The following is a 25,042-nucleotide window of genomic DNA, read 5'->3' on the forward strand; positions in this document are numbered from 1 at the left end:
CCCATAGGAGATCCGCACGGATCGCAGCCGCTGTGGACCAGCACCGGTACATACATGTTCACGCGGCAGGACACAACGAGAACAAATCACCATCAGAACGGCTTTCTTATTAGGCGAGACACAGATCCACGCTTTTCTGTTACTTCATTTTCCTACTCAAACATCCGCTCCTGGCCATACCCGCTGTGAGGTGAACAGAACTGGTACCCAGAGTTCACCCCGACGTAACTTAACCGATATCCAATTTCTTCAATCGCGCCAGGCCTTGTTTGATATGGCCGCCGTTTTCACCCATGGTCCACAGTGCTCCACGGACATTTTCGCCCACTTCCTGCGCCCCTTGCTTCTCGACCAAGAGGGTCAACTCCATAATGGCCGCCTCCAGAGCCTGCTGGTTTTCATACAGCCGTTCCAGTACATCCGACAGTGAATAATCACCAAGCATGACGTCGACTCCTTTCAAAAAAATACAAGCATAGTACCGGCAGTACCCCTGTCAGGCAGTAATTGCAGCTTGCTTAGAAATTGCTACAAAGCGAAGAGAATACAGCGGGTTAGCCAGACTGGTTGGCGCTTTGGGGGAGAGCTATGCCCAATCCATCATCGGGGCGACGGAGAAGCGGCGGGAGAGCGGGGCGGGTGTGGCAGTGATTGGGGGCATTGGCGTTTCTGGAATGGGTGAGGCTGGGAGGTGGGGGAGTTTATCAGGATTGGGCTTGCGGGGCTCAGGTGAGTCTTGCTGCTGTAGTTCGGGACAAATGAACAGAAGAATGAAAGGGATTCAGGGATATAGCACGAGTAAATAGATCCCTCCCCATTTTTCGTAGGGTTCTTTTTTTCGCCATAAATAGTACTCAAAGAAACCCGACCAAACGCCGGGTTTTTTGCGGACAGTTCACAGGTCATCCAGATCAGGGAATCTGATCTTGCCAACAATCCAAGGTTCTACGATATCGTTGCGCATCGTACGCAGGAACGAACCCCATTCTTTACGATTGTGAGCATCCGGCCCCGTGACAGTGAGCAGTAAGTATTCATCTCTGAAGTCGTCGTAAGCATAGATGAGCCAGAAGTCATTTTCAGGATCATCAACAAGTGCGGTGCGATAATACTGACGACTGATTTTCGCCCAGCGAGTTTGTATCTCTTCTGTACTCGCGAGGTGGATATGATGCATTTCGCTCAGGTCGAGACTTTTCGTCTCTGCCAAATATGGCAGGCAGATCACCGAACAACTTGTAGTTGTAGAACTGTGCGGCAATTGTTTCCCAGTGTTTTACTTTTTGAAAAACTGCAGCAATTTTAACTGCCGGCATCCAGACCTACTTTGTAATAGGAAGCTTGCCAGTGATTACAAACGTATCGAACACTTTTTGCCCATCACGCGCAGCTTCCCTAACATCCAGGAACGTCAGTTCTTTATGGACGACCTTTCTGCGGGGCTTTTCGGTTTTTTTAGTGGTGGCCATCGGAGCCTCCGAAAGATGTGTATTCATACTGACCAGCTTATGTGATTGATGGTATCCGGGCAAACCGCATAGGCGGTGCACGGAGTTACATTTTTCTGCCGAGTTCAATGAAGCCGAAGGGGCGTCCGGGGAGGGCGCCCCTTTTTGACGTTAGGACGGTTCAGCATCCATGCGTCGGGCGATCACGTCCAGCACATCGCAGCCATCGCGTAATGGCACGCAGCACAGTAGCGCAAAGTCACTGAGTATCACTGAATCCGTGGTGATGTCACCGCGCATCGAGAGGTTTTCAAGAATCTGCGTCACGGCTCGAATTCTGTAACTGGCAGTGCTGAGCAGGGAGTGCAAAGGTTGTGTAGTGTTTACAAAAAGGCTTGGTAGATCGTCGGCATTGCTGGTTAAAGCCATGTATTCGTTCATGTGGGGCTCCATTAATTCAAGAGAACTACTACTCAATCGTCGCCAAACGAATGGGTGGTAGCCGTACGCGGGTTGGCGAACCGGGCAATGGAGAAACCGGCAGACCCTAAGGTCTCCCGCGCACAGCCACCATAAAACAGGCAGCTAGATGCGTTCCGAAGCGCTCCGAAAATGGTTGAAGGCTTCAGTTCAATTGCCATCGAGTCGCCAAACCCGACACGCCATTTGGGCGTCGGGTGGACTATAGGCCTCGTGACAAAAGTGCAGCAATGGATAAGTGTACGGACAATTCCTAGTGTGGTGTAGGACGTTACTCTTTTGACAGTTTGTCTGGGCGAGGGCATCAGTCGTGATGCGTTGCTGTTGCAGGACTTCGCGCGGGTGTTGGCGATTCCGCTGCGTGATGGCTGCGATTTGCTGGATGTGATGGGGCGGCGCTTGCAGGCGCCGGTGTAGTTGCCGCAATGAAGATGGGCGACCTGAAGGGGTCGCCCATTTGCTTCATCTTCTGGAGCCTTCCGGGCAACACACCTTCATGACCCCGTCGTTTAGGTCTATGTCACCTCAAGCATGAAGGATTAAACTGCCGCAGATTTCTGCTTTCTAAACTCAAGGATGAAACATGATTCGACCCTCATTTTCTAACGCGTGGGCAGCTTCTCAACGGATTTACGACACCGTCAATCCATCTGGAAAAGTTGCGACAGTCATCGGCGGCAATGTTGCAATGAACATTAACAGCCGTGATCCGGCCCTAAGGTGGGTCAACACGTGCGCAGTGCGCATGAGTTATATCCTCAATTACTCGGGCTCACTCATACCGCGAATAGTTGGCGAAACCGTGTCTGGCGCTGACAAGCGCTGGTACTTTTATCGCGTCAAAAGCCTGATTGCCTATCTGGAACAGCAATGGGGAAGTGCCGAGACGGTCAGATACCCTGCCGCAGATGGCGGCACCCTGGCGGGCCGGAAGGGTCTTATTTTGTTTGAAGTTTCTGGCTGGTCGGACGCTCAGGGGCATGCCACATTGTTCGACGGCAGAATGTGTTATGACCACTGCTATTTCAATGAGCCGGGTATGAACTATCAAACCGACCGCGCAAACTTCTGGAGTTTGTCTTGATGAAGTATTTGACTGCGGTCTTGGTACTGGCTTGGGCAGCCGCGCCTTCCAACAGTTGGTCTAAGGATGATCCGACCAACTCCCCACAGGCAGGCGAGCGCACCTACGCGCAAAATTACAAGGATATGGTACTGGCAGACTGCATCGCTACAGCCTACAAGAGCGAACCCAAAGCCGCCCAGGACGCCGGAAGCAGTGCCAGTGCGCTTATGGACTGGACCTATTTCGATCTGGAGCAAGCACCTCAAGCCGGTAGACCTCTGGTTGATCAGTTTCTGGCTCGTGATTATCACAATCCACTGGTCGAATCAGAGCGTCAAGGCGTTCGCTTTGAGCTGCTCAAATGCCTGGACCTGTATCACAGCAAAGAGTTGGACAGCCAGGTCAAACAATTGGTCATCAATCCCCAGCATACCTATCGTCAGGACAACCCGTCACGACCCAAAAAGGATTGACCCTGCACCGCGATTGACGATGAGCAGCCGTAACGATGATGGCAGCTGAACCAACGCTGTCACTCAGCAATGTTTCATCAAGTTTGACGGGCTTTCGGCATAGGATGATGACCTAAGGTCGTGTTGCCACGCTTCCAGCCCATAGGGAACTGAAAATGATCTCGAACCTCTTCAAAGTCGTGCTGATCACCAGTGCTTTGCTCTTGAGCGCCTGTTCGGGCATGAGCACCAGCACCTGTTTCTCAGAAGCCTGCCAACAGTTTGATGGCCATAGCCCCAACAAGGTGAACTTTGGCGGAAGCGCCATCGGTAACAGCTTCAATGAATACAGCTCAGGCTTGTTGCACGATTAAAGATGACGCAACGGCTGAAATGCTTTCGCCGTTGCGTGACCTACCTGACGAATCGCACGTTCTGATTTTGCGACCGCTGCGCAGCCGGACGCAGGCTTCGCCAATTGCTACATGGAATGAATAGCAGCGGACTATTTCGCCTCTGGCACCGCTATCCACTGACCCAGAATTTTCTGGTAGTTCCCCGTCACCTTGGCCAAGTGCAGCCACTGATCGACATACAACTTCCAACTAATATCATCACGCGGCAACAGATAAGCCTTCTCCCCATACTGCATAAATTGCGTCGGGTTAACCGCGCACAAACCCGGTTTGAGTTTCTGCTGATACAGCGCTTCCGACGCATCGGTAATCATCACGTCAGCCTTCTTATCCAGGAGCTCCTGGAAGATGGTCACGTTGTCGTGCAGCTTCAATTGCGCCTTGGGCAAGAAGGCGTGGACGAAGGCTTCGTTGGTGCCGCCGGCCGGTTCGACCAGGCGAACTGAAGGTTGGTTGATTTGTTCGATGGTCTGGTATTGCGCCTGATTTTCGCAGCGCACCAGCGGGATTTTGCCGTCGACGTCCAGCGTGGTGCTGAAGAAGGCTTTTTTCTGGCGTTCCAGCGTGACGGGGATGCCGCCGACGCCGATGTCGCATTTGCCCGCGAGCATGTCGGGCATCAGGGTTTTCCAGGTGGTCTGGACCCACTCAACTTTGACGCCCAAGCTGTCGGCCAGTGAGCGGGCCATGGCGATGTCGATCCCCGAGTATTCGCCGTCTTCGCCTTTGAAGGTATAGGGTTTGTAGTCGCCGGTCGTGCAGACGCGCAGTTGGCCTTGCTGCAGGACGGTGTCGAGATGGGAAGGGCTTTGCTCTGCCTGAACGCCGCTGGCTAACGCGAGCAGGCCACAGAGCATCATTGTGCTTTTTATGGTTTTCATTGTTATCGGGCTTTTGTGATGGAGTGGGGTTCAAGCGGGAGTCAGTGTAGTGAACGCGCTTCTCGATTGTCATCCACTGTCCCAATACCCCATTCACTCCAGCGCATGGGACGTGTCAGGCAAGGCCCGACACGTATCCCTTCACATTAGTTGTTTATCCACAAGCCAAGGACTTCGAACTCTTAAGATGCGCTTCAATCGAGTTGCTGGCAGAGTGGACTCTTACGCCCTTGAGTTTATCGAGTGGCGGCTCTTTCCAAAGCTTTGATGCGTCGATGGGAAGGACGACCTGTATAACAGTTCCTTTGGGCGGATCAGCAACAAAATCGAAGTCTTGAATGCCGTCAGGCGGGAATTGAATATAAACCCGTGGCTCCAATCTCGGGTTTGTCCATCCAGCAGAACCCACGAGGCCAATTGCCGATATGTGTAGCTGCGGTGGGTTTGATTTAAGTAATTTTAACTCGACATCCACTACTTTCATTACTTCAGCCATTTTCGATCTCCTTTCGATATTGCGCCTCTTTTTCACCTTGGCGCTTGGGTGTTGAACCCTCTCGCTTGAAATCTAGTGTGGTTAGACGCTAGTAAAGGCCCCACATCCTGTCCACTGACTGCTATGGCCGGTCATCGGATGCTGTAGAGAGTGCTTCCCTGCTTACTCTCTCTACAGAGCGTCCATCTCCGGACTCAACGTCCCCAGCCACGCCACCAGTCCGACAATCAACACCGCCGCTGCCAATTCCACCACCACGCTGCGCCGTAGCGCATTCGCAGCCTCCCGATGTTGACCGTCGCGCAATGAGCGCTCCAAAAACGGCCCAAGGTGAAACCGGTTTAACGCGGCGAGCACGAGCATCCCGGCAAACAGCACCACTTTGATGAACAGCAAAACCCCATAAGTGCTGAGAAAAACTTCATCCAGCTTCGGCCCGACGATGAACAGATAATTCACAATTCCCGTCACCGTGATGACCACCACGATGACCGCGCCAATCACCTCAAATCGACTAACTGCGCGGGCCAGCAACCTGATGCGCGCTTCAGTTTGCAAAGCGGTGATTTTCGCCATCAGTGCAAACGCCACCAACGCACCCAGCCATGCCCCCGCCACCAGCAAGTGCAGGATGTCTACCGTGAAATGCCAATCACGACGACTGCCTTCATCCATCGCGCCATGTCCGTTCCAGGCCAGGCTAGAGAGAGCGATACCGCCGGCAAAAGCTGCGACCCACAAGCTGACGCCAGGCGCACGGAGCATCACCGCCAAACCGGCAGTCAGCAGCGCAACAATGCGAACCACCCAGGCCAGACCCACGTCCGTCTCAAACACCATCATCTCGATGTGCGGACGCAGTTCGGCGAAGTCCGATTCCCCGCTCATTGCACTCGCCATCGTCAACATGCTGGCAGCGGACAACACCGCACCCAGCACTGCCGTCCCCGCCAACATCGACCGGAACGGCAACACTGCGCCCGACATCCGTTCTTGCCCTTTAAGGCTGTACAGCCCAAAAAATGCCACCCCGAACAACAGCATCAAATCCAGATACAACGCAAAGCGCAGGGCAATGCTGATTGAGTCGCTCATCCATCACTTCACTTTGAACGTAACGTTGCCGGTGATCGGGTGAGTGTCCGAAGACACGGCGCGCCATTCGACTTTGTAGCTGCCGGTGGGCAGCGGCGAAAGCGGGGTGATGACCATGGTTTTCGGGTCGCTGCCGCCGGAGACTTTGGCTTTCATGGGCATGGGCGAGTGGGCCATGCCGGGCATTGCGGTCATGACCAGTTTGGCGCCGGAGAATTGGGTCATGAGATTTTCGGAGAAGTGCAGTTCGATAGTGCTCGGTGCTGTGCCATCCGCGCCTTCCGCCGGAGTGGAGGAGAGCAGTTTCGGGTGGGCTTGAGCCAGTGCGCTCATGAGCAGCCCAACGGCAACAGCGGTAGTTTTAATCATGCGCATGCAAGGCCTCTTTCCGCTTCAAGCGGTTGGTTTTTAGGTTTTTGAGTTAAAGCGTTTAGAACCACAACCGAACGCCGAGCACGAGGCGGGCTTCGCTGCGGTCCTCGCCTTCGTCCCTGGCGTAATCGGCGGTTTTGCCATAGGTGCGGTTCCAGGTCACGCCGATGTAGGGCGCGAATTCCCGACGGATTTCATAGCGCAATCGCAGGCCGGCTTCGGTGTTGGACAGCCCGGAGCCGATGCCCCGTTGCGGGTCGTTTTTGCCATAGACGTTGAGCTCGACGGTCGGCTGCAAAATCAGCCGGTTGGTGAGCAGGATGTCGTAGTCACCTTCCAGCCGCGCGGCGGTCTGGCCACCTTCGCCGATGAAGGCGGTGGCCTCGGTTTCGAAGTTGTACAGCGCCATGCCTTGCACGCCGAACGCGGCCCAGGTTTGCGGATCGCCGGGTTTGAAATCCTGGCGCACGCCGGTCACCACGTCCCACCACGGGGAGATGGCGTGACCCCACAGGGCCTGAACTTCGGCGTCTTCGGTTTTGCCATTGACGCGTTCACCTTCGGAGCGCAGCCACAGGCGATCGATGTCGCCGCCGATCCAGCCGGACAGATCCCAGGCCAACGCGCTGCCGTCGTCGGCGTCCTGCCACTCGAGTTTGTCGGCGAGGAAGTAATAGTTGAGCGCGGTGTCATGCACGGCATGGCCGGCGGGGCTGACGTAGACGGCGGCGCGGTCGGCGTCGGTCAATGCCGGGATCGGCGTGCGGCTTTGGGTTGGCGTGGCGGGCTGCATCTGGCCGTCGTCCATGCTCTGCATTAGGCTGTGATCCATGCCCGGCATCTGGCTATGGTCCATGCCCTGCATATCACCGGTAGCGGCCATGGCCGAAGAAGCCGTGAAGCCAGCGAGTGCCAAAGCGAGGCGGGTAGAGCGAATCAATCTGGTCATGGGTAGCGCCTCATTCTTCCACGCGAACTTCACGGAACATGCCCATTTCCATGTGATACAGGAGATGGCAGTGATAGGCCCAGCGGCCGAGCGCGTCGGCGGTGACCCGATAGCTGCGTTTTGATCCCGGCGGCATGTCGATGGTGTGTTTGCGCACCATGAACTGGCCGTTCTCGTCTTCGAGATCGCTCCACATGCCGTGCAGGTGAATGGGGTGAGTCATCATGGTGTCGTTGACCAGTACCACACGAATTCGCTCTCCGTACTTGAGGCGCATCGGTTCGGCATCGGAGAATTTCACGCCGTTGAACGACCAGGCGAATTTCTCCATGTGCCCGGTGAGGTGCAGCTCGATGGTGCGGCCGGGCTCACGGCCGTCCGGGTCTTCGAAGGTGCTGCGCAGGTCGGAGTAAGTCAGCACGCGGCGGCCGTTGTCGCGCAGGCCCAGGCCCGGGTCGTCGAGTTTCGGCGAGGTGCTCATGGCTTGCATGTCCACCAGCGGGTTGTCTTTTTCCGTGTCTGGATGGGATTGCATACCGGCCATGCCGCCCATGGCCATGCTGCTGTGATCCATGCCGGCCATGGTGTCCATGCCTTGGATATCACCGCCGTCCATGCCCGTCATGCCTTGCGTGGCACTGTGATCCATACCCGCCATATCACTGCCCATGCTGCCGTGATCCATCCCGCCCATCCCCATGTCATCCATGGTCACCAGCGGTCGCGGATCCAGCGGTGGTACCGGCGCCGACAACCCGGCCTTCGCCGCAAGGGTGCCGCGGGCATAACCCGTTCGATCCATCGACTGGGCGAACAGGGTGTAGGCGTCCTGGGTAGGCTCGACGATCACATCAAACGTCTCCGCCACCGCGATACGGAATTCGTCGACGCTCACCGGTTTGACGTGTTGGCCATCCGCCGCGACCACGGTCATTTTCAGGCCGGGGATGCGCACGTCGAAGTAGGTCATGGACGAGCCGTTGATGAAGCGCAGTCGCAGCTTTTCACCGGGGCGGAATACGCCAGTCCAGTTCATGTTTGGCGCCTGGCCGTTCATCAAGTAGGTGTAAGTGGCGCCGCTGACATCCGCCAGATCGGTGGGGTTCATCTTCATCTCGGCCCACATCTTGCGGTCGGCAACCGTCGAACCCCAACCTTTCTCACTGACGTCGTGGATGAAATCGCCCACGGTGCGCTTATGGTAGTTGTAGTAGTCCGATTGTTTCTTGAGTTTGCTCATCAGGTCGACGGCATCTTCGTCGGTCCAGTCGGTGAGCATCACCACGTAGTCGCGGTCGTACTGGAACGGCTCCGGTTCCTTGGCGTCGATTACCAATGGCCCGTAAACCCCGGACTGTTCCTGAAAGCCGGAATGGCTGTGGTACCAGTAAGTGCCGTTCTGCCGGACCTTGAACTGGTAAACGTACATCCCATCTGGCTCGATGCCGTGAAAGCTCAGGCCCGGCACGCCGTCCATGTTGGCGGGCAGCAAGATGCCGTGCCAGTGAATCGAGGTACTGTCCTTGAGTTTGTTTTTCACCCGCAGCGTGACGGTGTCGCCCTCACGCCAGCGCAGCAGGGGGCCGGGAATACCGCCGTTGATGGTCATCGCTGTGCGAGGGTTGCCGGTGATGTTGACCGGGGTTTCGCCGATGAACAGGTCGAAGTCGGTACCGGCCAGCACGTTCGGTTCGCCGGGGCTGGTGACCGCCCAGACAGGCGTGCGCCACAGCCCGAGGCCAGCAAGAACCCCGCCAGCGGCGAGGCCCTTCACGAAAGTGCGTCTTGAGGTGTTGGAATGCATGCCGTTTTTCCCGTCCATCAGCCTGATGAAGTCCTCAAGCCCATCCTGAACGGAGGGAGGAGAACTTAATGAGGTGGAGGCTAACGGGCGGCGCCTTTCAGCAGGCTGAGGCGAAGATTACAGTTTTGACAGTTTCACGCTGTATTTAGTGACTTCTGTTCGGCTTGGACGAGTCCGCCACGGTGGCATTACCGCAATTGATATACGAAGAAGACTTCAACCAGCGCTGATCCGGATAGTAGGAAAACAACAACTGGCCATCCTTCATCGAGTCGATCAGCTGATGCGCAATTGCAGGCCTCACCGCCGGGCAGCCCAGGCTTCTGCCGATCCGGCCATTCGCTCGCGCCAGGTCCGGGCTGACATACGGCGCGCCATGAATAACGATCGCCCGCTCGAAAGCGTTGTCGTTGAAACCCGGCTCCAGACCTTCCATGCGCAACGAATAGCCGTTCTGCCCGACATAGCTGGACTGGGTTCGGTACAAACCCAGACTGGTAGCGAAGCTGGCATTGCGGTTGGAGAACAGACGGGCCATGTTTTCGCCGCTGTTGCGACCGTGGGCGACCAGTTCATGGAACAACAATTTGCGTTGTTTAAGGTCGAATACCCAAAGACGCTGCGCGGTCGAGGGCAGGGAATAATCGATGACTGCTAGTCTTTGAGCCGGAGCTGTACTTTGGGCACGGCTGCATTGGGAAGCGCGTACGGCCAGGGCAATCACCTTGGCGTTGGCATTGGGGGCCGCTTTGATCAGCGCGGCTTCAAGCGAATCGGCGTAGGCTGCCGGTAATGTACACGCGGTCAGCAACAGGGCCGTCATTAAAAAGCCGAAGCGGTCTAGGGCCATATGCAAGTCTCATCTGATTGTTTCGAGTCTAGCAGCGCGCACGACGCTAGCCGGTTGAAAATGGGAGATTAAGGATTATCCATGGGGCAGTTAACAAGGTTATTCGTCATAAGCCGCATATTTTTTATGGGCTTTCTGATAAGCGGCATGGCAATTGCGGAAACTTCGCCGATTGAGCCGCCATCTCCCGTTAGCGTGGTCGAGGATGCCGCGCCTGGCGATTACGTCGGTCAGGCGATTCAGTCGGCGCTGGCGCCATTGAGTTCAGCATTTCCCCCGTTGCTCACCTCACCGCGTCATCAACGGGTCGACGTTAACCGAGCGGTAATGGATTTCTATAGCCATCGTGGTTATCGCGCCGCTTGGACTGACGATGACGATGTCGTCCAGTTATTGAAAAGCCTGAGCGAAACCGAGATCGATGGGCTGGACCCTGAGGATTTTCGAATTGCCGAACTGGTCACGGCCAGAAACTCGATGCAGGCAACCGCGCCCACCCCCGGGCAGCGGGCAGCTTTTGATATCTCGGCGACCCAGACGTTTATCTCGGCGCTGCTGCAGTTGCGGCGCGGCAAGGTCGACCCTTCGCGGCTGGACATCCATTGGAATTTCGACCCGCTCGGCATCGACCCTCGGGAGGACGTTAATCTTTTCTTCGCCGCCCTCGACAGCCATGACGTCGGGCGCGCGTTCGCCCAGGCACCACCACAAGAAGCGATTTATGGCACGTTGCGACAGGGCCTGGCGCAACTGCGCAGGGTTCGCGACAGTGGCGGCTGGCCGAAGATTCCGCAAGGGCAGACCCTCAGGCCCGGCATGGACGACGCCTCGGTTGCGCAGTTGCGAGCCCGTTTGGTGGCGGGGGGGTATCTGACCGCGAAAATGAACGCGCGCTCCGACTATGACGACACCGTCATGGCGGCGGTGAAGAAGTATCAGGCCGAGCAATACCTCGGGGCGGATGGTGTGGCGGGGCCGGCGACACTCGCGGCGCTGAATGTGCCGGTCGAGGCTCGAATCGACCAGGTCCGTGTGAACATGGAGCGGGCGCGGTGGCTGCTGTACAAACTCCAAGGCACCTTTGTCATCGTCGACATCGCCGGGTACAAGGTTTCGTTCTATCGCGATGGCAACCTGATATGGCGCTCACGGGTGCAGGTGGGTAAACCGTATCGCAGCACGCCGATTTTTCAATCCGAGATCACCTACATCACGTTCAACCCGACCTGGACCGTGCCGCCGACCATTCTGGTCAAGGACATGCTGCCGAAGATTCGCAACAATCCCGGTTACCTTGATGCAAACCGCATTCGTGTGATTGATCGAGAAGGCAATGTGCTCGACCCGTTTACCGTGGATTGGGACAACCCGCGTGGCCTTACGCTACGTCAGGATGCAGGGTCGGATAACTCGCTGGGGCAGGTGGTCATTCGCTTTCCCAATGACTATGCGATTTATCTGCACGACACACCGCATCGCGAGTTGTTTGCGCAATCCAATCGCGCGACCAGTTCCGGCTGTATTCGGGTAGAAAACCCGCTGCAATTAGTGGAGCTGTTGTTCAATGACCCGGTTCGCTGGGACAGCGCCGGGATTCAAAAGCAGTTAGCCAACGGCAAGACAGAGAACATCAGGCTCCCCGTGAAAGTGCCGGTGCTGTTGGCCTATTGGACGGTAGACCTGAGTCTTGACGGGCGAGTGACGTTCAAACCCGATGTGTATGGGTACGATAAGCCGGTGTTGCGGGCGCTGAATCTGCCGTCGGAACGGCCAACGCTGGACGGGAGGCGACCGGCGCCTCCCTCGATGGCGGTGGGGCAGAACAAGCTTTAAAGCCCCAGCCCTTCTTGCACCGCCAGAAGCAAGTTGTGTTCGGTCAGTGCGATCGCATCCGGTTGTTGTCCGGATTGCTCGATCGCCTGAAGCCACCAATGCGTCTCGCCGTGTTCGTCCACGGTTCGCAACAGTGCGAGTTCTTTCCCTATCGAATGGATCTCGATCCGCCCGGCACCGTCGGCGGTGAAGCGAGCGACAGGGTCGAAGGTGATGCTGTGGTGGTTGCCTTCGATCAGCAGTTGGTCGATGGCGTAATCGTAACTCGCCCCGTCCGGAGCCCTCTCGAACACGTGAGTGGAATTGCGTCGCAGCTTCAGACCCACTTCGATCAGTGGCTGCAGCCAGGCTTCAATCTGGTGATACAGCTCGTAGACCTGGGCGGGCCAGCTGTCGATGGCCTGATCGGCGATGGTCGCGTCGGTACTGGTTGGCCGGGATTGTTTCAGCTTCTCGGCGAGTTCGTCTGCTTTACTCATTTCGATTTCCTGTCGTGATGTCAGTTAATCGTAGCTCCTTCAAGGTAACGCGGTTTTGCCTTGCGTCATGTGATTGAAGCACCCGCGGTCTTGAAGAAAATGGGCGGACCAGCAGGAGCCAGGCTTGCCGCACCGCTGGCTCCTGCGAAAAGCGGTTTACCTCGCTGATTGGCCTTGCTGTACGGGCAACCCCAGCGCCACCAGTTCCTCGCGCAATTGTTCCGGGCTGAAGAACTGGACCGCATGAAATCCCTCCCGGCGTGCTCCTGCAATATTAGGCGCGTGATCATCGATGAACACCGCGCGGCGGCTATCAACGTCAAACCGCGACAGCAGTAACTGAAAAATCTCCGGCGAAGGCTTGATTATCCCCTCGGCACCCGACACCAGAATGCCTTCGAATCGCTGCAAGAACTCAAAGCGTTCAAGGGCGATCGGAAAGGTTTCGGCGGACCAGTTGGTCAGAGCCAATAACCGCACGCCTTTGGCATGCAGTTCATCGAGGATGTGTACCGTCTCCTCTATGGCACCATCGAGCATTTCTTCCCAGCGCTCGCGGTAGGCGCGAATCAATGCTTCCTGGGACGGATGTCGGGCGATGGCTTCCTCAATCGCCTCCTGCCAGGTTCTGCCTTGGTCCTGTTGTTCGTTCCAGGCGGTGTGGCAGACGTCTGACAGGAATGTTTCCATGGCCTCCAGGTCTTCACCGAACAACTTTCGGTAAAGGTTTCTGGGGTTCCAGCGGATAAGGACATTACCGAGATCGAACACAACGGTATCAATGGGAGCGGGGTGATGCGCAGCGCTCATGTTTTTCCTCCATGGGTAAACGGTCGGGGCAGGCGCGGTAGCCGATATCGAAGCGTTCGATAGGCTCCTGAGGTTTTTCATCCTAGCAGAGAGGGGTTTCGTATTTCGCTCGCGCGGGCCAATCGGTCTCTGTAAAACAGGCGCAATTGCCCCGCACAACCCCGTAGAGTAAGCTCACAAAGAATAAGGGTTTTGGGCCTCTGCCCATGCCTTACCCTTTCAGGACTCGCTTTTGCCTATCCCCATTCCCGATCAGCACCCCGCGCCCGAGGGTGCCTTGAGGCGGCTGCCTCTGCTCAAGGCTGCGGTGCTGTTTATTGCGGCCGTGTGCCTCTGTCTTTGTGGGCTGCTTTACCTGCAACTGGAGCAGTCGCGCCGTCACGATCTGGCGTTGGCCGAGGTGTCTTCGTCAAACCTGACCCGGGCCATGGCGCAGCAGGCCGAAGACACCTTCATGAAAGCCGATCTGGTGCTGACCAGTCTGGTGGACTGGATTCAGGCGGAGGGTTTCGACGCTGTCCAGACGCCACGTTTGCAGAAAACTTTCGCGCGGCGGGTGCAGACGCTGCATCAATTGCACGGGATATTTCTGTTCGACAAGCAGGGGCAATGGGTCGTGACGTCGTTCGAAAACCTGCCCCGTGGTCCTGGTGTCGCGGACCGTGACTATTTCAGGTTTCACCAGCAAAACGCGTCGTCCCTGGCGCACATCGGCCCGGCGATTCGCAGTCGGGAAAATGGCGAATGGATCATTCCGGTTTCCAGGCGAGTCAACGACCAGAACGGCAATTTCCAGGGTGTGTTGTTGGCCGGGATCAAAATGTCGTACTTCGATCAGTTCTTCAAAAGCTTCAGCATCGATAACAACGGCGCAATGTTTTTGGCTCTGACTGATGGAACACTGCTGGCGCGACGGCCGTTTGTGGAATCGCAGATCGGCACGTCATTGGCTCAGGGCGAGATTTTTCAAAAACTCCTGCCCCGCGCGACATCCGGCAACGCCATGATCGACTCGGTGGTGGATGGCATCGTTCGGTTGTATGGCTACCGACAACTCGATGCCTATCCGGTGGTGGTCGCGGCGGCATCTTCCAAAGACGCGATCTTAAAAGACTGGTACGACACGGCGATTCGATCCAGTGTGATCGTCGCTCTGGTCGTCCTCGGCGTGGGGTTGTTCGGTTGGGTGTTCATTCATCAGGTGCGCGCGGGCGAGCGCATCGAGGCGGATTTGCGCAAGGCGCAGAAAACCCTGGAATTGATCGCCACCCACGACAGCCTGACCGGGTTGGCCAATCGTCGATTGTTCGAGCGGGCGCTGGAGATGGAGTTCGGGCGCGGTGCCCGTCAGTCGAGTCCGCTGAGCCTGGTCATGCTCGATATCGATTATTTCAAGCGCTATAACGACGCCTACGGTCATGTGGCGGGGGACCATTGCCTGGCCGAAGTGGCGCGGGCACTCAAGAGTTGCTGTCACCGCAATGCCGATCTGGCAGTGCGCTACGGCGGTGAAGAGTTTGCGGTGTTGCTGCCGGACACCGACATCCATGGTGCGCTGACGATCGCCGAGCAGATCCGCCGCAGCGTCATGGACAAGAACATCATCCACAGCGGCTCACCCACGGGCTACGTGACGGTCAGCCTTGGCTGTTACTCGTTTGTGCCGACAGGGCATGACAGCACCGAAATGTTGATCAAGCGCGCAGATGCGGCGTTGTACCAGGCCAAGCATTCGGGGCGAAATCGTTCGGCGGTGTTGTCCATGGAAGGCGGCATCGAGGCACTGATGCGCTCAGACCGCTAGTGTCATGGATTGCTTTTATGCGTCGAACTGCCCGTCCCACCGCCAGCACCGCCGGTGCCACCACCGGCAGACCCGGTTCCACCTCCAGCACCCGAGCCGGAACCGCTGGCCCCGCCATCGGTGCCCGTGCCGCTTCCATGGGTGTCCGAACTGGTCCCGCCCGCAGGCGAGCCGGGGGTATTGTCGGGTGGAAACGTCGAGCTGCTGATGCCGCCCGACTGAGTGCCGGTGGCCTCCGCTCCATCTCCGGACGCCGCAAAGATGTTTGCAGATGCCGTGACTACTAACCCGGCCAATAACAGTGAGGTCATTCTGATATTCATCAGGGTTACGTCTCCATACAATGAGCCGTTGTCTGATATTGGTGCGATGGCGGGGCGGTTGGTGCCGGTTGGATGACAAGTGGTGGGACGGGATGGCAATGAGCCTGGGTTTTTCAAGTGTGGCAATGACTTGCGTATTCAGGAGCGGTGACCGAGCATGGCTGCTATGGTCTGTGGAGAGCCTGGCTGTCATGACGACAGACCAGACCCCGCCGGCCTCACCCGATAAGGCGACCGATCGACAGGATCAAGTGCATGGATTTGACTGCCATTACCACCGCGGCACCTGCGCGTCATACACCGATTACCCGCAACCTGATGTTCGTCATCGGCCTGCTGTTTGTAGTTGGGGTGTTGATCGCGCTGATGGCCCTGTTCAGCATTGCCGCACGGCTCGATGCTCAGGATCTGAGCAAAACCACGTTCTACACGCAACGCGCACTTGAGAACCGCATCACCGCCTCGAAAAACTACATCGCCAGCTACGCCAATTGGACGACCGCCTACGACCACCTGAACGACAAAGTCGATGTGCAGTGGGCCTACGTCGATCAGAACGTGGGTAAAACTCTGTTCACTATCGATCACTACGATGGCGTTTTCGTGATCGATCGTCAGCGAACCAAATACGCCATAGTGCGCGGGCTTCAGGTGCAGGGCGAAGCGACGGCCTATCTGTCGACGTCGATGGCGAGCCTCATCGAGGAGGTTCAGAGCCAGGAGAGCCTCATCGAGCCTGTCAGCCGGTACACCTTGTTCGAAGGCAAACCGGCGCTGTTGACGGCGGCCGCGATCGTGCCCAATGACGAACGCCCGGCGGTCGATCCCAAGAGCACCTCAGTGCTGATATATGTCGATCAATTGAACCCTGAAAAGCTCAATACCTTGAGTGCCGATTACGGGTTGAATAATTTGAGCCTGACGGCCGACGACGGCATTGTTCCCGGTCAGCCAGCTGTCGCCCTGACCGGCACCGGTTACAGCCTGGTCTCCCGGCTTGAGCGACCGGGTCGCCAATTGCTCTGGTCGCTGCTGCCGCCGCTGGGCGGAGCGCTGTTGATTCTGGCGTTGTTGACGGCTTACTTCTTTCGTTATGTCCTGCGCACGTCCGGGCATGTGGACGCCAGTTACACCAGTCTCGATTTGTCGAATCAGGCGCTGGAGGCCAGTGAAGAGCGTTTTCGTGCGGTGGCCGAAGCCGCGTCCGACTGGATCTGGGAAATCGACGACCAGCATTGCATCACCTATCTGTCGGGGCGCTTCAGCACCGTCACGGGATTTTCCGATCAGCAATGGTTGGGGCAGAACATCGGGCAACTGCTCAATTGCGATACCACGCCCTTGTCGCTGTGGCTGAATAAACTCGATGAAGAGCAGGCCGTCAGCCACTTGCGCTGTTCCTATCGCGATCAGTCGGGGCAACAGCGAGTGTGCCGGGTGTCGGCGCGACCGATCCAGCGCAAGGGTGCGGTACTGGGTTTTCGCGGGACGGCCAGCGACATTACCGATGAAGTCGCCGCCCATGCGCAGATCCAGCATCTGTCGATGCACGACGCACTGACTGGCTTGCCGAACCGCAACAAGCTGGCGCGCTACCTCGAAGATGCGCTGGCGCTGAAAGAGCAGTCGGCGGCGTTGACGCTGTTGATGATCGACCTGGATAACTTCAAGCCGATCAACGATTCCCTCGGCCACCCAGCCGGCGATGCGGTATTGCTGGAAGTGGCGATTCGTTTGCGCGAGTGCACGCGAGACATCGATCTGGTTGCCCGATTGGGTGGCGACGAGTTCGTGCTGGTGCTCCACGGCATGGACAGCCACGCGGAAATCGACCGGTTTTGCGAGCGCTTGCTCGACAGCCTGCATCAACCAATCCATTACGATCACCACACGCTGCACATTGGCGCGAGCATCGGTATCGCGCTGAGTCGGCGCCAGGGGCATCTTCCGGAGGAGCTGATTCGCTGCGCCGATATCGCGTTGTATCAGGCCAAGTCCAATGGCAAGAAGACCTGGTGCTACTTTGCGCCGCACATGAACGATCAGATCCAGCACCGCCGACAACTGGAAAGCGACCTGCGTCAGGCGATCAAGAACAACGAATTCGTGATGCATTACCAGCCGCGTTATCACGTCGACGGCAAACAGATCGTCTCGGTCGAAGCGCTGCTGCGCTGGCAGCATCCGGTGCAAGGCTTGTTGAACCCCGACGCGTTTATTCCACTGGCCGAGCAGACTGATCTGATCGTGCCATTAGGGCGCTGGGTGTTGCGCGAAGCGTGCGAGACGGCCTTGACCTGGCCCGGTGCGATGATGGTGTCGGTCAACTTGTCGCCGGTGCAGTTTGCCCGTAGCGATGTGATCGAGGATGTCCGGGAGGCGTTGATCCAGAGCCGATTGCCCGCCAGTCGACTGGAACTGGAGATCACTGAAAACGTGATGCTCATCGACGTCGATGGCGCCTTGGCGACCATGAATGCGCTCAAGGAGTTGGGCGTACGACTGAACATGGACGACTTCGGCACTGGTTATTCTTCGCTGGGTTACCTGCGCACGTATCCGTTCGACGGGATCAAGATCGACAAGCGCTTCATTGCGTCCATGAGCAGCGGCAGCAATGACCGCGCCGTGGTGCAGGCGATCATCAATCTGGGCAAGGCCATGGGCCTGACCGTCACCGCAGAGGGTGTCGAGACGCTGGAGCAACTGGACTTCCTGATCTCGGACCAGTGCCATGAAGTGCAGGGGTTCTACCTCAGTCGACCGGTGGACAAGTATGCTCTGCTGCCGTTGCTCAAGGCATCAAGGGATGATTTTCCGCCGCAGGGCACGCACCTTTAGTCGCCTGTTTCGTGCGCCACGGCAACTGCCGTGACGCACCCCGGTCACAACTGGATACCGCCCAATCCGTTGCGAGCGTCGGATCATGAAGAACCTGAAAATCGCCACCTTCAACGTCAACGGCATGCGCGCCCGCTTGCCGAATCTACTGGCCTGGCTTGCACGGGAGCAGCCAGACATCGCCTGTTTGCAAGAACTCAAATCGGTCGACGGCGCATTCCCCGTCGCGGAACTGGAGGCGGCCGGGTATGGCGCTGTCTGGCACGGCCAGGTGTCGTGGAACGGGGTGGCGATTCTGGCGCGCGATGCGCAACCATTGGAGAGCCGGCGCGGTTTGCCGGGTGATGACAGCGATACCCATAGCCGCTACGTGGAAGCTGCCGTGCATGGGGTTCTGGTGGGTTGTCTGTACCTGCCCAATGGCAATCCGCAGCCGGGACCGAAGTTCGATTACAAACTGGCGTGGTTCGAGCGGCTGATCTCGCACGCCAAAGACCTGCAGAGCAGCGACCATCCGGTGGTGCTGGCCGGCGATTACAACGTGGTGCCCACTGATCTGGACATCTACAACCCGCGCTCCTGGCTCAAGGACGCGCTGCTGCAACCCGAGAGTCGTGCGTGTTATCAGCGGTTGCTGGATCAGGGTTGGACCGATTCCCTGCGTCATCTGTATCCAGAGGAGCGGATCTACACCTTCTGGGATTATTTCCGTCAGCACTGGCAGAAAAACTCGGGGTTGCGCATCGATCATCTGCTGCTCAACCCGGCACTGAGTCCTTACCTGCAAGAGGCCGGCGTCGATGCCTGGGTTCGCAACGAACCTCATGCCAGCGATCATGCGCCGACATGGATTCGATTGGGTTCGCGCAAGCGTCGATAGTCTTGGCGTGTACGGCGATTGGCTAAATCAATTGTCAGTCCGACGGTGTTTTCCCTTATACATGGCGCCCATCGGCGGAGCGATCCGCGGACCTCTGCATAAAGGATTGAGCGATGAGCGAGACACGACTGACAAATCTTGCGCTGTACCTGCAGCGCTTGGGCTTCGATACGCCCCCGGCACCGACCCTGAAAACCCTGCGCCAACTGCAACTGCGCCACACGGGTTCCTTCCCGTTCGAAAACCTCACCACGTTATTGGGCGAACCGGTGCTCATCGATCTGCCGTCCATAGAGCAGAAAGTCCTGCACGACGGTCGTGGTGGCTACTGCTATGAGCTCAACAACCTGTTCCTGGCCTTGCTTCAGGCACTGGGCTTCGACGCACGTGGCATCACCGGTCGCGTGGTCATGGGTCAGCCCGAAGACGCATGGACCGCCCGAACGCACCGCTTGAGTCTGGTAACCCTCGACGGCGTGCGCTACATCACTGACGTCGGCTTCGGCGGCATGGTGCCCACCGCACCGCTGATGCTGGATACCGAAGCCGAGCAGTTCACCCCTCACGAACCCTATCGCATCGAACCGCACGCCGACGGCTATACCCTGCGTGCCAACGTCGGCGGTGAATGGCGGGCGATATACATTTTCGATCTGCAACGTCAGGAAGACATCGATTACACCCTCGGCAACTGGTACGTCTCGACCCATCCCGAATCGTCCTTCGTGAAACAACTGATGGTGGCGCGGACGGGGGAGGGATGGCGACGCACATTGATTAACGGCAGCTTTACCATTCATCGCATGGGCAGTGAGAGCGAACGGCGGGAGGTAGCGGATGTGGATGAGTTGATCGGGTTACTGGAAAGTGAATTCGGGATTCGAGTGCCGGCGCAGGAAGTGTTGAAACGGGTGCTTGATCGGTTGATTGAGCCTGTGTCGCAGGTAAATTAAGCGCCACGCACAGGGGCGGATTTGATCAATTCGCCCCTTTTGCTTTTGGTCGGTGTTGTGTCTAGGAACGAACTTCAAGCTCCATCACATGCTGGATTTCGCTGAGGGCCTCTGACAATTTTTTCTCCAGGCTTTTCAGCTCGGAGGCAGTGATGCCTTTTTTGAAATGCCCGACATTTGCCACAGCAGTGTTCTGATCGGGCTTCGCCATTTTGCCTTTATCGCTGAGCAAGGCCTGACGCAAGGTATTGTTGATCACTGTCTGGTAGCCATACCCCTCGCTTTCTGCCGACGCACGCGCTGCCTCTATGACGACATCATCGAGCATGATGGTGATTCGGGTCTTGCCTTTGCTGGAGGCAACCGCTCCACGCTTGGCGTTGCTGAAGTCGTATTCATCTTTCATCGGTCAAGCCTCCATATAGTGGCGACGCTCGTTTTTGGTGGCGATGCGCGCGGAAATGATTCGCACGAAATTCGGGTCGCGGTAGGTGTATGCAACGACCAGCAGTCGACCTTTGGCATCCAGCCCGATGATGATCCATCGCGTGGTCCTGAAGCGTCAGCGCTCGTTCGTCATAAAACACGGGTTCTGTCTCTGCGAGGCTGACGCCTTGATGCTTTAGTTTGTTGGCCGCGTTCTTTGCCTTGTGGTACTGAATTTCGAATGACTTCATTATGCATACTTTATATGTATAAGCGAGAGGCGGCCGTACCGGCGGTCGCTTGGAAAGCAAAAGATTAGCGGTGGGGAGGGAAAGGGGGAGGAAGGATGTATTTCAAGAGTTTTTTAGACTGGGGGCTCTACGGCTAAAGGGCGGTGTGAACATCTGTCCATAATCTGACCGGCTGGTTGTATACAACTCTATAGACATTTGTCCTGACTATTGAATACAGTGTGCGCACAACAAAAACCAGGGAACCCCCCAACCATGAAAACGCCCCATGTTTCACAACAACGGCCCGAGGATGAGAATCTCGGGATCGGCGCGAATATGGCTTACGGCCTGCAACACGTTCTGACCATGTATGGCGGTATCGTCGCGGTGCCTTTGATCATCGGCCAAGCGGCCGGGCTCTCGCCGGCGGACATCGGTTTGTTGATTGCTGCTTCATTGTTTGCAGGGGGGCTGGCGACGTTGCTGCAGACCCTGGGTTTACCGTTTTTCGGTTGTCAGTTACCGCTGGTGCAGGGTGTGTCGTTCTCCGGCGTTGCGACCATGGTGGCGATTGTCAGCAGTGGTGGGGAGGGCGGCTTTCAGTCGATTCTCGGGGCGGTGATTGCCGCGTCGCTGATCGGCTTGCTGATCACGCCGGTGTTCTCGCGAATTACCAAGTTCTTTCCGCCGCTGGTGACGGGCATTGTGATCACCACCATCGGCCTGACGCTGATGCCAGTGGCCGCGCGCTGGGCCATGGGTGGCAACAGCCATGCCCCGGATTTCGGCAGCATGGCGAACATTGGCCTGGCGGCGGTGACGCTGGTGCTGGTACTGCTGTTGAGCAAAATCGGCAGTGCGACCATCTCCCGTTTGTCGATCCTCTTGGCGATGGTCATCGGCACAGTCATTGCCGTGTTCCTCGGCATGGCGGATTTCTCGTCCGTCACCCAAGGCCCGATGTTCGGCTTCCCGACACCGTTTCATTTCGGCATGCCGACGTTCCACTTCGCCGCGATCCTGTCGATGTGCATCGTGATCATGGTGACCCTGGTGGAAACCTCCGCCGACATTCTGGCCGTCGGTGAAATCATCGGCACCAAAGTCGACTCCAAACGCCTGGGCAACGGCCTGCGGGCCGACATGCTGTCGAGCATGGTCGCGCCAATCTTCGGCTCCTTCACTCAGAGCGCCTTCGCCCAGAACGTCGGGCTGGTGGCGGTAACCGGGATCAAGAGCCGTTTCGTGGTGGCCACCGGCGGCGTGTTCCTGGTGGTGCTCGGATTGCTGCCCTTCATGGGCCGGGTCATCGCCGCCGTGCCAACCTCCGTCCTCGGCGGCGCCGGCATCGTGCTGTTCGGCACCGTGGCGGCCAGCGGCATTCGGACCCTGTCCAAGGTCGACTACCGCAACAACGTCAATCTGATCATCGTCGCCACCTCCATCGGCTTCGGCATGATCCCCATCGCCGCACCGAACTTCTACGACCACTTCCCCAGCTGGTTCGCGACAATCTTCCACTCGGGCATCAGCTCCTCGGCGATCATGGCCATCGTGCTGAACCTGACCTTCAACCACCTCACTGCCGGCAATTCGGATCAACAATCGGTGTTTGCGGCCGGTACCGAGCGGGTCTTGCGTTATCAGGACCTGGCGGCATTGCGGGAAGGGGATTACTTCAGCGAAGGCAAGCTGCGTGACTGCGACGGGAATGAGATTCCGGTGGTGGAGGCAGAGCATGGGCATGCAGAGCCGCGGGCGGCGCATGCGAAAAGCAGTGAGCATGTCTGACGGCGGTACCCGGTAAAAAAGCAGGTAGATCAAAGATCGCAGCCTGCGGCAGCTCCTACAGGGATTCGTGTGCGATGCGATCCCCTGTAGGAGCTGCCGCAGGCTGCGATCTTTCGACTTTATGGCGAGCAGAAAAAAAGCCCCTGAACCTTTCGATTCAGGGGCTTTTCGATTTTGCTGTCTGGCTCCACGACCTGGACTCGAACCAGGGACCCAGTGATTAACAGTCACTTGCTCTACCAACTGAGCTATCGCGGAATGTCGTCTATGTTACTGATTCAAAAAGAGAAGTCAAGCCTCTGTTGGCAGTTTGATGTTTTCATCGGATCAGAGGGGGTTATCGGCCATTGGCGGTTACCAGAATCGCGGTAGAGGTCTACCATGGTCGCCCGGAAGTGGTGACACGCGCTGCCGGCCCTCAGCCGAAAAGGTATGCGCCATGAATCACCCAGCCCTCACACCTCAAAACAGCGGGGTGTTCGCATGAGCATCGCTCAGATCAGCCTGCCCAAAGGCGTTGGCCCGCACGCCGAGAAACTGTTCGACGCGATCACTCAAGCCAGCAGCGCTGACGAATTGAATCGTGCAGGCGGCAAGGCCGAAGGTTTTGTTTTGGGCCTGGAAAGTACCAAGGCAATCAAAAGCCAGGTGGCCGAGTCGCTTTATGTGGCCTATGACGACGCGGCCAGCCAGCGTGCAACCGAACTGGCCTAACCGCCGAAGGTAATGGTGCCGAGCATCAGCTTGGCGTACAGCATCGTGGCGGTCAGTTGCACCAGCCACAACGCCAGGCCGCCAAGGAACACGCCCGCAGCCACTTGCAGCACCAGGTTATTACCGCGTTTGGCCGAGGAGCGGGGCACAAAGTGGTCCAGCTCGTCGCGGTCGGCGCGTAGGTCATCGTTTTTCATGTGGGTTCTCAAGAATTCTCGGGTGTACTCATAACCTGTGGGAGCTGGGCTTACCCGCGAAGGCGGCGGCACATCCAGCATCAATGTGACAGATAGACCGCTTTCGCGAGCAAGCCCGCTCCCACATTTTTGATCTGCGTGCAGTCTAGAGCGACCGGTCGCCGAACTGGGAGTTATCAAAGACAAATAAAAAACGGGAAGCCATATGGCTTCCCGTTTTCAATCACGCGACGACTCAGATCACCTGAACGATGGCCTTGGTCACGGCGTCGATGTTGCTCTGGTTCAGCGCGGCAACGCAGATGCGGCCAGTGTCCAGGGCGTAGATGCCGAACTCGCTGCGCAGACGGGTCACTTGCTCAACCGTCAGGCCGGAGTAGGAGAACATGCCGCGCTGGCGACCGACGAAGCTGAAATCGCGCTGTGGAGCGTTTTTCGCCAGCAGGTCGACCATCTGGGTGCGCATGCCGCGAATCCGCAGGCGCATTTCTGCCAGTTCCTCTTCCCACTGAGCGCGCAGTACCGGGCTGTTCAGCACGGCGGCGACGATGCTTGCACCGTGGGTCGGCGGGTTGGAGTAGTTGGTGCGGATCACGCGTTTGACTTGCGACAGCACGCGCGCGCTTTCTTCTTTCGATTCGCTGACGATCGACAGGGCGCCAACGCGCTCGCCGTACAGCGAGAAAGATTTAGAGAACGAGCTGGAAACGAAGAAGGTCAGGTCCGATTCGGCGAACAGGCGCACGGCCGCGGCGTCTTCATCGATACCGTCGCCAAAGCCCTGGTAAGCCATGTCGAGGAATGGCACGTGACCTTTGGCCTTGACCACTTCCAGCACGTTTTTCCAATCCGCCGGGCTCAGGTCGACGCCGGTCGGGTTGTGGCAGCAAGCGTGCAGCACGACGATGGAGCCGGACGGCAGGGCGTTCAGGTCTTCCAGCAAACCGGCGCGGTTAACGTCGTGGGTCGCGGCGTCGTAGTAGCGATAGTTCTGCACCGGGAAACCGGCGGTTTCGAACAGCGCGCGGTGGTTTTCCCAGCTCGGGTCGCTGATCGCCACGACGGCGTTCGGCAGCAGTTGCTTGAGGAAGTCGGCACCGATTTTCAGTGCGCCGGTACCGCCGACGGCTTGGGTGGTGATAACCCGGCCAGCGGCGATCAGTGGCGAATCATTGCCGAACAGCAGTTTCTGCACAGCCTGGTCGTAGGCGGCGATGCCGTCGATCGGCAAGTAACCACGGGAAACGTGTTGAGCGGCGCGAATCGTCTCGGCTTCGACAACGGCGCGCAGGAGTGGAATTCGCCCCTCCTCGTCGCAGTAAACACCGACCCCCAGATTGACCTTGTTGGTACGGGTATCGGCATTGAATGCTTCGTTGAGGCCCAGGATTGGATCGCGTGGTGCCATTTCGACAGCGGAGAACAGGCTCATTATTGCGGCGGCTCTGA

28 protein-coding genes, 1 tRNA gene and 1 pseudogene are annotated in these 25,042 nt (G+C 57.6%); 11 read left to right on the top strand and 19 right to left on the bottom strand.

Features of this window, described 5'->3' with window-relative positions:
• Positions 1-229: 229 nt before the first annotated feature.
• The 4 genes from AB7M29_RS13710 to AB7M29_RS13725 all read right to left on the bottom strand — a co-directional run bounded on the left by AB7M29_RS13710 (position 230) and on the right by AB7M29_RS13725 (position 1,889).
• A complete protein-coding gene (locus AB7M29_RS13710; RefSeq protein WP_454247050.1) occupies positions 230-445 on the bottom strand; it encodes a hypothetical protein in 216 nt (71 codons plus the stop codon).
• A gap of 450 nt (positions 446-895) precedes the next feature.
• Complete coding sequence (locus AB7M29_RS13715; RefSeq protein ID WP_454247051.1) at positions 896-1,177, bottom strand: type II toxin-antitoxin system YafO family toxin; 282 nt, start codon at positions 1,175-1,177, stop codon at positions 896-898.
• A gap of 145 nt (positions 1,178-1,322) precedes the next feature.
• Positions 1,323-1,469 carry a hypothetical protein gene (locus tag AB7M29_RS13720; RefSeq protein ID WP_217858326.1) on the bottom strand — a complete coding sequence of 49 codons (147 nt, stop codon included), beginning with the start codon at positions 1,467-1,469 and terminating at the stop codon, positions 1,323-1,325.
• Positions 1,470-1,619: 150 nt separating this feature from the next.
• A complete protein-coding gene (locus tag AB7M29_RS13725) occupies positions 1,620-1,889 on the bottom strand; it encodes a short-chain dehydrogenase (RefSeq protein ID WP_217858327.1) in 270 nt (89 codons plus the stop codon).
• 318 nt (positions 1,890-2,207) lie between these two features.
• On the opposite strand from AB7M29_RS13725, the gene AB7M29_RS13730 reads away from it, so the two are divergent.
• From AB7M29_RS13730 to AB7M29_RS13745, 4 genes are all read left to right on the top strand, one after another.
• Positions 2,208-2,345: a hypothetical protein gene (locus AB7M29_RS13730; protein ID WP_454248768.1), complete on the top strand. Its 138-nt coding sequence runs from the start codon at positions 2,208-2,210 to the stop codon at positions 2,343-2,345.
• A gap of 166 nt (positions 2,346-2,511) precedes the next feature.
• Positions 2,512-3,012: a type VI secretion system amidase effector protein Tae4 gene (locus AB7M29_RS13735; protein ID WP_454247052.1), complete on the top strand. Its 501-nt coding sequence runs from the start codon at positions 2,512-2,514 to the stop codon at positions 3,010-3,012.
• A complete protein-coding gene (locus AB7M29_RS13740) occupies positions 3,012-3,467 on the top strand; it encodes a type VI secretion system amidase immunity protein Tai4 (protein WP_217858330.1) in 456 nt (151 codons plus the stop codon). Before AB7M29_RS13735 ends, AB7M29_RS13740 begins: the two co-directional genes overlap by 1 nt.
• A 155-nt stretch (positions 3,468-3,622) precedes the next feature.
• On the top strand, positions 3,623-3,820 hold the full coding sequence (locus AB7M29_RS13745) for a hypothetical protein (protein ID WP_217858331.1): 198 nt from the start codon (positions 3,623-3,625) through the stop codon (positions 3,818-3,820).
• A 131-nt stretch (positions 3,821-3,951) separates the two neighbouring features.
• Here the strand turns inward: AB7M29_RS13745 and AB7M29_RS13750 are convergent, their stop codons facing one another.
• The 7 genes from AB7M29_RS13750 to AB7M29_RS13780 form a co-directional block, all read right to left on the bottom strand.
• Entirely contained in the window at positions 3,952-4,743 is a 792-nt protein-coding gene (locus AB7M29_RS13750; RefSeq protein WP_454247053.1) for a transporter substrate-binding domain-containing protein, read from the bottom strand.
• A 154-nt stretch (positions 4,744-4,897) separates the two neighbouring features.
• Positions 4,898-5,239, bottom strand: a complete 342-nt coding sequence (locus AB7M29_RS13755) for a hypothetical protein (protein WP_217858333.1) — start codon at positions 5,237-5,239, stop codon at positions 4,898-4,900.
• A gap of 171 nt (positions 5,240-5,410) precedes the next feature.
• Positions 5,411-6,334 carry a copper homeostasis membrane protein CopD gene (gene copD / locus AB7M29_RS13760; protein WP_217858334.1) on the bottom strand — a complete coding sequence of 308 codons (924 nt, stop codon included), beginning with the start codon at positions 6,332-6,334 and terminating at the stop codon, positions 5,411-5,413.
• 3 nt (positions 6,335-6,337) lie between these two features.
• Positions 6,338-6,709 (bottom strand): copper homeostasis periplasmic binding protein CopC, encoded by a 372-nt coding sequence (gene copC / locus AB7M29_RS13765; RefSeq protein WP_217858335.1) that lies wholly within the window; start codon positions 6,707-6,709, stop codon positions 6,338-6,340.
• 55 nt (positions 6,710-6,764) lie between these two features.
• Positions 6,765-7,655, bottom strand: a complete 891-nt coding sequence (locus AB7M29_RS13770; protein WP_217858336.1) for a copper resistance protein B — start codon at positions 7,653-7,655, stop codon at positions 6,765-6,767.
• A gap of 10 nt (positions 7,656-7,665) precedes the next feature.
• Positions 7,666-9,459 (bottom strand): copper resistance system multicopper oxidase, encoded by a 1,794-nt coding sequence (locus AB7M29_RS13775; RefSeq protein ID WP_454247054.1) that lies wholly within the window; start codon positions 9,457-9,459, stop codon positions 7,666-7,668.
• A gap of 145 nt (positions 9,460-9,604) precedes the next feature.
• Positions 9,605-10,309, bottom strand: coding sequence for a murein L,D-transpeptidase catalytic domain family protein (locus AB7M29_RS13780; RefSeq protein ID WP_217858338.1), 705 nt, complete (start codon positions 10,307-10,309; stop codon positions 9,605-9,607).
• An 81-nt stretch (positions 10,310-10,390) separates the two neighbouring features.
• On the opposite strand from AB7M29_RS13780, the gene AB7M29_RS13785 reads away from it, so the two are divergent.
• Positions 10,391-12,142 (top strand): L,D-transpeptidase family protein, encoded by a 1,752-nt coding sequence (locus tag AB7M29_RS13785; RefSeq protein WP_454247055.1) that lies wholly within the window; start codon positions 10,391-10,393, stop codon positions 12,140-12,142.
• Here AB7M29_RS13785 and AB7M29_RS13790 read toward each other — a convergent pair.
• Positions 12,139-12,621: an SH3 domain-containing protein gene (locus tag AB7M29_RS13790; protein ID WP_217858340.1), complete on the bottom strand. Its 483-nt coding sequence runs from the start codon at positions 12,619-12,621 to the stop codon at positions 12,139-12,141. The two genes, AB7M29_RS13785 and AB7M29_RS13790, sit on opposite strands and share 4 nt — an antisense overlap.
• Before the next feature lie 156 nt (positions 12,622-12,777).
• A complete protein-coding gene (locus AB7M29_RS13795; RefSeq protein ID WP_217858341.1) occupies positions 12,778-13,431 on the bottom strand; it encodes an HAD family hydrolase in 654 nt (217 codons plus the stop codon).
• Between the two features lie 232 nt (positions 13,432-13,663).
• Here AB7M29_RS13795 and AB7M29_RS13800 point away from each other — a divergent pair, with 232 nt between their 5' ends.
• The gene (locus tag AB7M29_RS13800; protein WP_454247056.1) at positions 13,664-15,235 is read left to right on the top strand and encodes a sensor domain-containing diguanylate cyclase; all 1,572 of its coding nucleotides are present in this window, start codon (positions 13,664-13,666) and stop codon (positions 15,233-15,235) included.
• Positions 15,236-15,237: 2 nt separating this feature from the next.
• Here AB7M29_RS13800 and AB7M29_RS13805 read toward each other — a convergent pair whose 3' ends face one another.
• Positions 15,238-15,558, bottom strand: a complete 321-nt coding sequence (locus AB7M29_RS13805; RefSeq protein ID WP_201059974.1) for a hypothetical protein — start codon at positions 15,556-15,558, stop codon at positions 15,238-15,240.
• A 255-nt stretch (positions 15,559-15,813) separates the two neighbouring features.
• Between AB7M29_RS13805 and AB7M29_RS13810 the strand changes: the two genes are divergently transcribed.
• The 3 genes from AB7M29_RS13810 (at position 15,814) to AB7M29_RS13820 (ending at position 20,232) form a co-directional block, all read left to right on the top strand.
• Positions 15,814-18,399, top strand: coding sequence for a bifunctional diguanylate cyclase/phosphodiesterase (locus AB7M29_RS13810; RefSeq protein ID WP_217858343.1), 2,586 nt, complete (start codon positions 15,814-15,816; stop codon positions 18,397-18,399).
• Between the two features lie 85 nt (positions 18,400-18,484).
• On the top strand, positions 18,485-19,279 hold the full coding sequence (gene xth, locus AB7M29_RS13815; protein ID WP_052965500.1) for an exodeoxyribonuclease III: 795 nt from the start codon (positions 18,485-18,487) through the stop codon (positions 19,277-19,279).
• 113 nt (positions 19,280-19,392) lie between these two features.
• On the top strand, positions 19,393-20,232 hold the full coding sequence (locus AB7M29_RS13820) for an arylamine N-acetyltransferase family protein (protein ID WP_454247057.1): 840 nt from the start codon (positions 19,393-19,395) through the stop codon (positions 20,230-20,232).
• 61 nt (positions 20,233-20,293) lie between these two features.
• Here AB7M29_RS13820 and AB7M29_RS13825 read toward each other — a convergent pair whose 3' ends face one another.
• Together AB7M29_RS13825 and AB7M29_RS13830 are read right to left on the bottom strand one after the other, a co-directional pair.
• Entirely contained in the window at positions 20,294-20,638 is a 345-nt protein-coding gene (locus AB7M29_RS13825) for a BrnA antitoxin family protein (protein WP_217858345.1), read from the bottom strand.
• A gap of 3 nt (positions 20,639-20,641) precedes the next feature.
• Positions 20,642-20,909: pseudogene (locus tag AB7M29_RS13830) on the bottom strand (BrnT family toxin).
• Between the two features lie 255 nt (positions 20,910-21,164).
• On the opposite strand from AB7M29_RS13830, the gene AB7M29_RS13835 reads away from it, so the two are divergent.
• Positions 21,165-22,682, top strand: a complete 1,518-nt coding sequence (locus AB7M29_RS13835; RefSeq protein WP_217858346.1) for a nucleobase:cation symporter-2 family protein — start codon at positions 21,165-21,167, stop codon at positions 22,680-22,682.
• 182 nt (positions 22,683-22,864) lie between these two features.
• Here the strand turns inward: AB7M29_RS13835 and AB7M29_RS13840 are convergent.
• Positions 22,865-22,940, bottom strand: a tRNA-Asn gene (locus tag AB7M29_RS13840).
• Between the two features lie 225 nt (positions 22,941-23,165).
• Here AB7M29_RS13840 and AB7M29_RS13845 point away from each other — a divergent pair.
• Entirely contained in the window at positions 23,166-23,396 is a 231-nt protein-coding gene (locus AB7M29_RS13845) for a hypothetical protein (RefSeq protein ID WP_020795513.1), read from the top strand.
• Here AB7M29_RS13845 and AB7M29_RS13850 read toward each other — a convergent pair.
• On the bottom strand, positions 23,393-23,593 hold the full coding sequence (locus AB7M29_RS13850) for a hypothetical protein (protein ID WP_007905992.1): 201 nt from the start codon (positions 23,591-23,593) through the stop codon (positions 23,393-23,395). The two genes, AB7M29_RS13845 and AB7M29_RS13850, sit on opposite strands and share 4 nt — an antisense overlap.
• A gap of 235 nt (positions 23,594-23,828) precedes the next feature.
• Positions 23,829-25,025 carry an amino acid aminotransferase gene (locus tag AB7M29_RS13855; protein WP_123720969.1) on the bottom strand — a complete coding sequence of 399 codons (1,197 nt, stop codon included), beginning with the start codon at positions 25,023-25,025 and terminating at the stop codon, positions 23,829-23,831.
• Positions 25,026-25,042 lie beyond the last annotated feature (17 nt).

It is taken from the genome of Pseudomonas sp. F-14 TE3623 (assembly GCF_053629015.1).

Coding starts and splice junctions, on each gene's coding strand:
- AB7M29_RS13710 (WP_454247050.1), bottom strand. CDS start 445: ATGCTTGGTGATTATTCACTGTCGGATGTACTGGAACGGCTGTATGAA.
- AB7M29_RS13715 (WP_454247051.1), bottom strand. CDS start 1,177: ATGCATCATATCCACCTCGCGAGTACAGAAGAGATACAAACTCGCTGG.
- AB7M29_RS13720 (WP_217858326.1), bottom strand. CDS start 1,469: ATGGCCACCACTAAAAAAACCGAAAAGCCCCGCAGAAAGGTCGTCCAT.
- AB7M29_RS13725 (WP_217858327.1), bottom strand. CDS start 1,889: ATGAACGAATACATGGCTTTAACCAGCAATGCCGACGATCTACCAAGC.
- AB7M29_RS13735 (WP_454247052.1), top strand. CDS start 2,512: ATGATTCGACCCTCATTTTCTAACGCGTGGGCAGCTTCTCAACGGATT.
- AB7M29_RS13740 (WP_217858330.1), top strand. CDS start 3,012: ATGAAGTATTTGACTGCGGTCTTGGTACTGGCTTGGGCAGCCGCGCCT.
- AB7M29_RS13745 (WP_217858331.1), top strand. CDS start 3,623: ATGATCTCGAACCTCTTCAAAGTCGTGCTGATCACCAGTGCTTTGCTC.
- AB7M29_RS13750 (WP_454247053.1), bottom strand. CDS start 4,743: ATGAAAACCATAAAAAGCACAATGATGCTCTGTGGCCTGCTCGCGTTA.
- AB7M29_RS13755 (WP_217858333.1), bottom strand. CDS start 5,239: ATGGCTGAAGTAATGAAAGTAGTGGATGTCGAGTTAAAATTACTTAAA.
- copD (WP_217858334.1), bottom strand. CDS start 6,334: ATGAGCGACTCAATCAGCATTGCCCTGCGCTTTGCGTTGTATCTGGAT.
- copC (WP_217858335.1), bottom strand. CDS start 6,709: ATGCGCATGATTAAAACTACCGCTGTTGCCGTTGGGCTGCTCATGAGC.
- AB7M29_RS13770 (WP_217858336.1), bottom strand. CDS start 7,655: ATGACCAGATTGATTCGCTCTACCCGCCTCGCTTTGGCACTCGCTGGC.
- AB7M29_RS13775 (WP_454247054.1), bottom strand. CDS start 9,459: ATGCATTCCAACACCTCAAGACGCACTTTCGTGAAGGGCCTCGCCGCT.
- AB7M29_RS13780 (WP_217858338.1), bottom strand. CDS start 10,309: ATGGCCCTAGACCGCTTCGGCTTTTTAATGACGGCCCTGTTGCTGACC.
- AB7M29_RS13785 (WP_454247055.1), top strand. CDS start 10,391: ATGGGGCAGTTAACAAGGTTATTCGTCATAAGCCGCATATTTTTTATG.
- AB7M29_RS13790 (WP_217858340.1), bottom strand. CDS start 12,621: ATGAGTAAAGCAGACGAACTCGCCGAGAAGCTGAAACAATCCCGGCCA.
- AB7M29_RS13795 (WP_217858341.1), bottom strand. CDS start 13,431: ATGAGCGCTGCGCATCACCCCGCTCCCATTGATACCGTTGTGTTCGAT.
- AB7M29_RS13805 (WP_201059974.1), bottom strand. CDS start 15,558: ATGAATATCAGAATGACCTCACTGTTATTGGCCGGGTTAGTAGTCACG.
- AB7M29_RS13810 (WP_217858343.1), top strand. CDS start 15,814: ATGGATTTGACTGCCATTACCACCGCGGCACCTGCGCGTCATACACCG.
- xth (WP_052965500.1), top strand. CDS start 18,485: ATGAAGAACCTGAAAATCGCCACCTTCAACGTCAACGGCATGCGCGCC.
- AB7M29_RS13820 (WP_454247057.1), top strand. CDS start 19,393: ATGAGCGAGACACGACTGACAAATCTTGCGCTGTACCTGCAGCGCTTG.
- AB7M29_RS13825 (WP_217858345.1), bottom strand. CDS start 20,638: ATGAAAGATGAATACGACTTCAGCAACGCCAAGCGTGGAGCGGTTGCC.
- AB7M29_RS13835 (WP_217858346.1), top strand. CDS start 21,165: ATGAAAACGCCCCATGTTTCACAACAACGGCCCGAGGATGAGAATCTC.
- AB7M29_RS13845 (WP_020795513.1), top strand. CDS start 23,166: ATGAGCATCGCTCAGATCAGCCTGCCCAAAGGCGTTGGCCCGCACGCC.
- AB7M29_RS13850 (WP_007905992.1), bottom strand. CDS start 23,593: ATGAAAAACGATGACCTACGCGCCGACCGCGACGAGCTGGACCACTTT.
- AB7M29_RS13855 (WP_123720969.1), bottom strand. CDS start 25,025: ATGAGCCTGTTCTCCGCTGTCGAAATGGCACCACGCGATCCAATCCTG.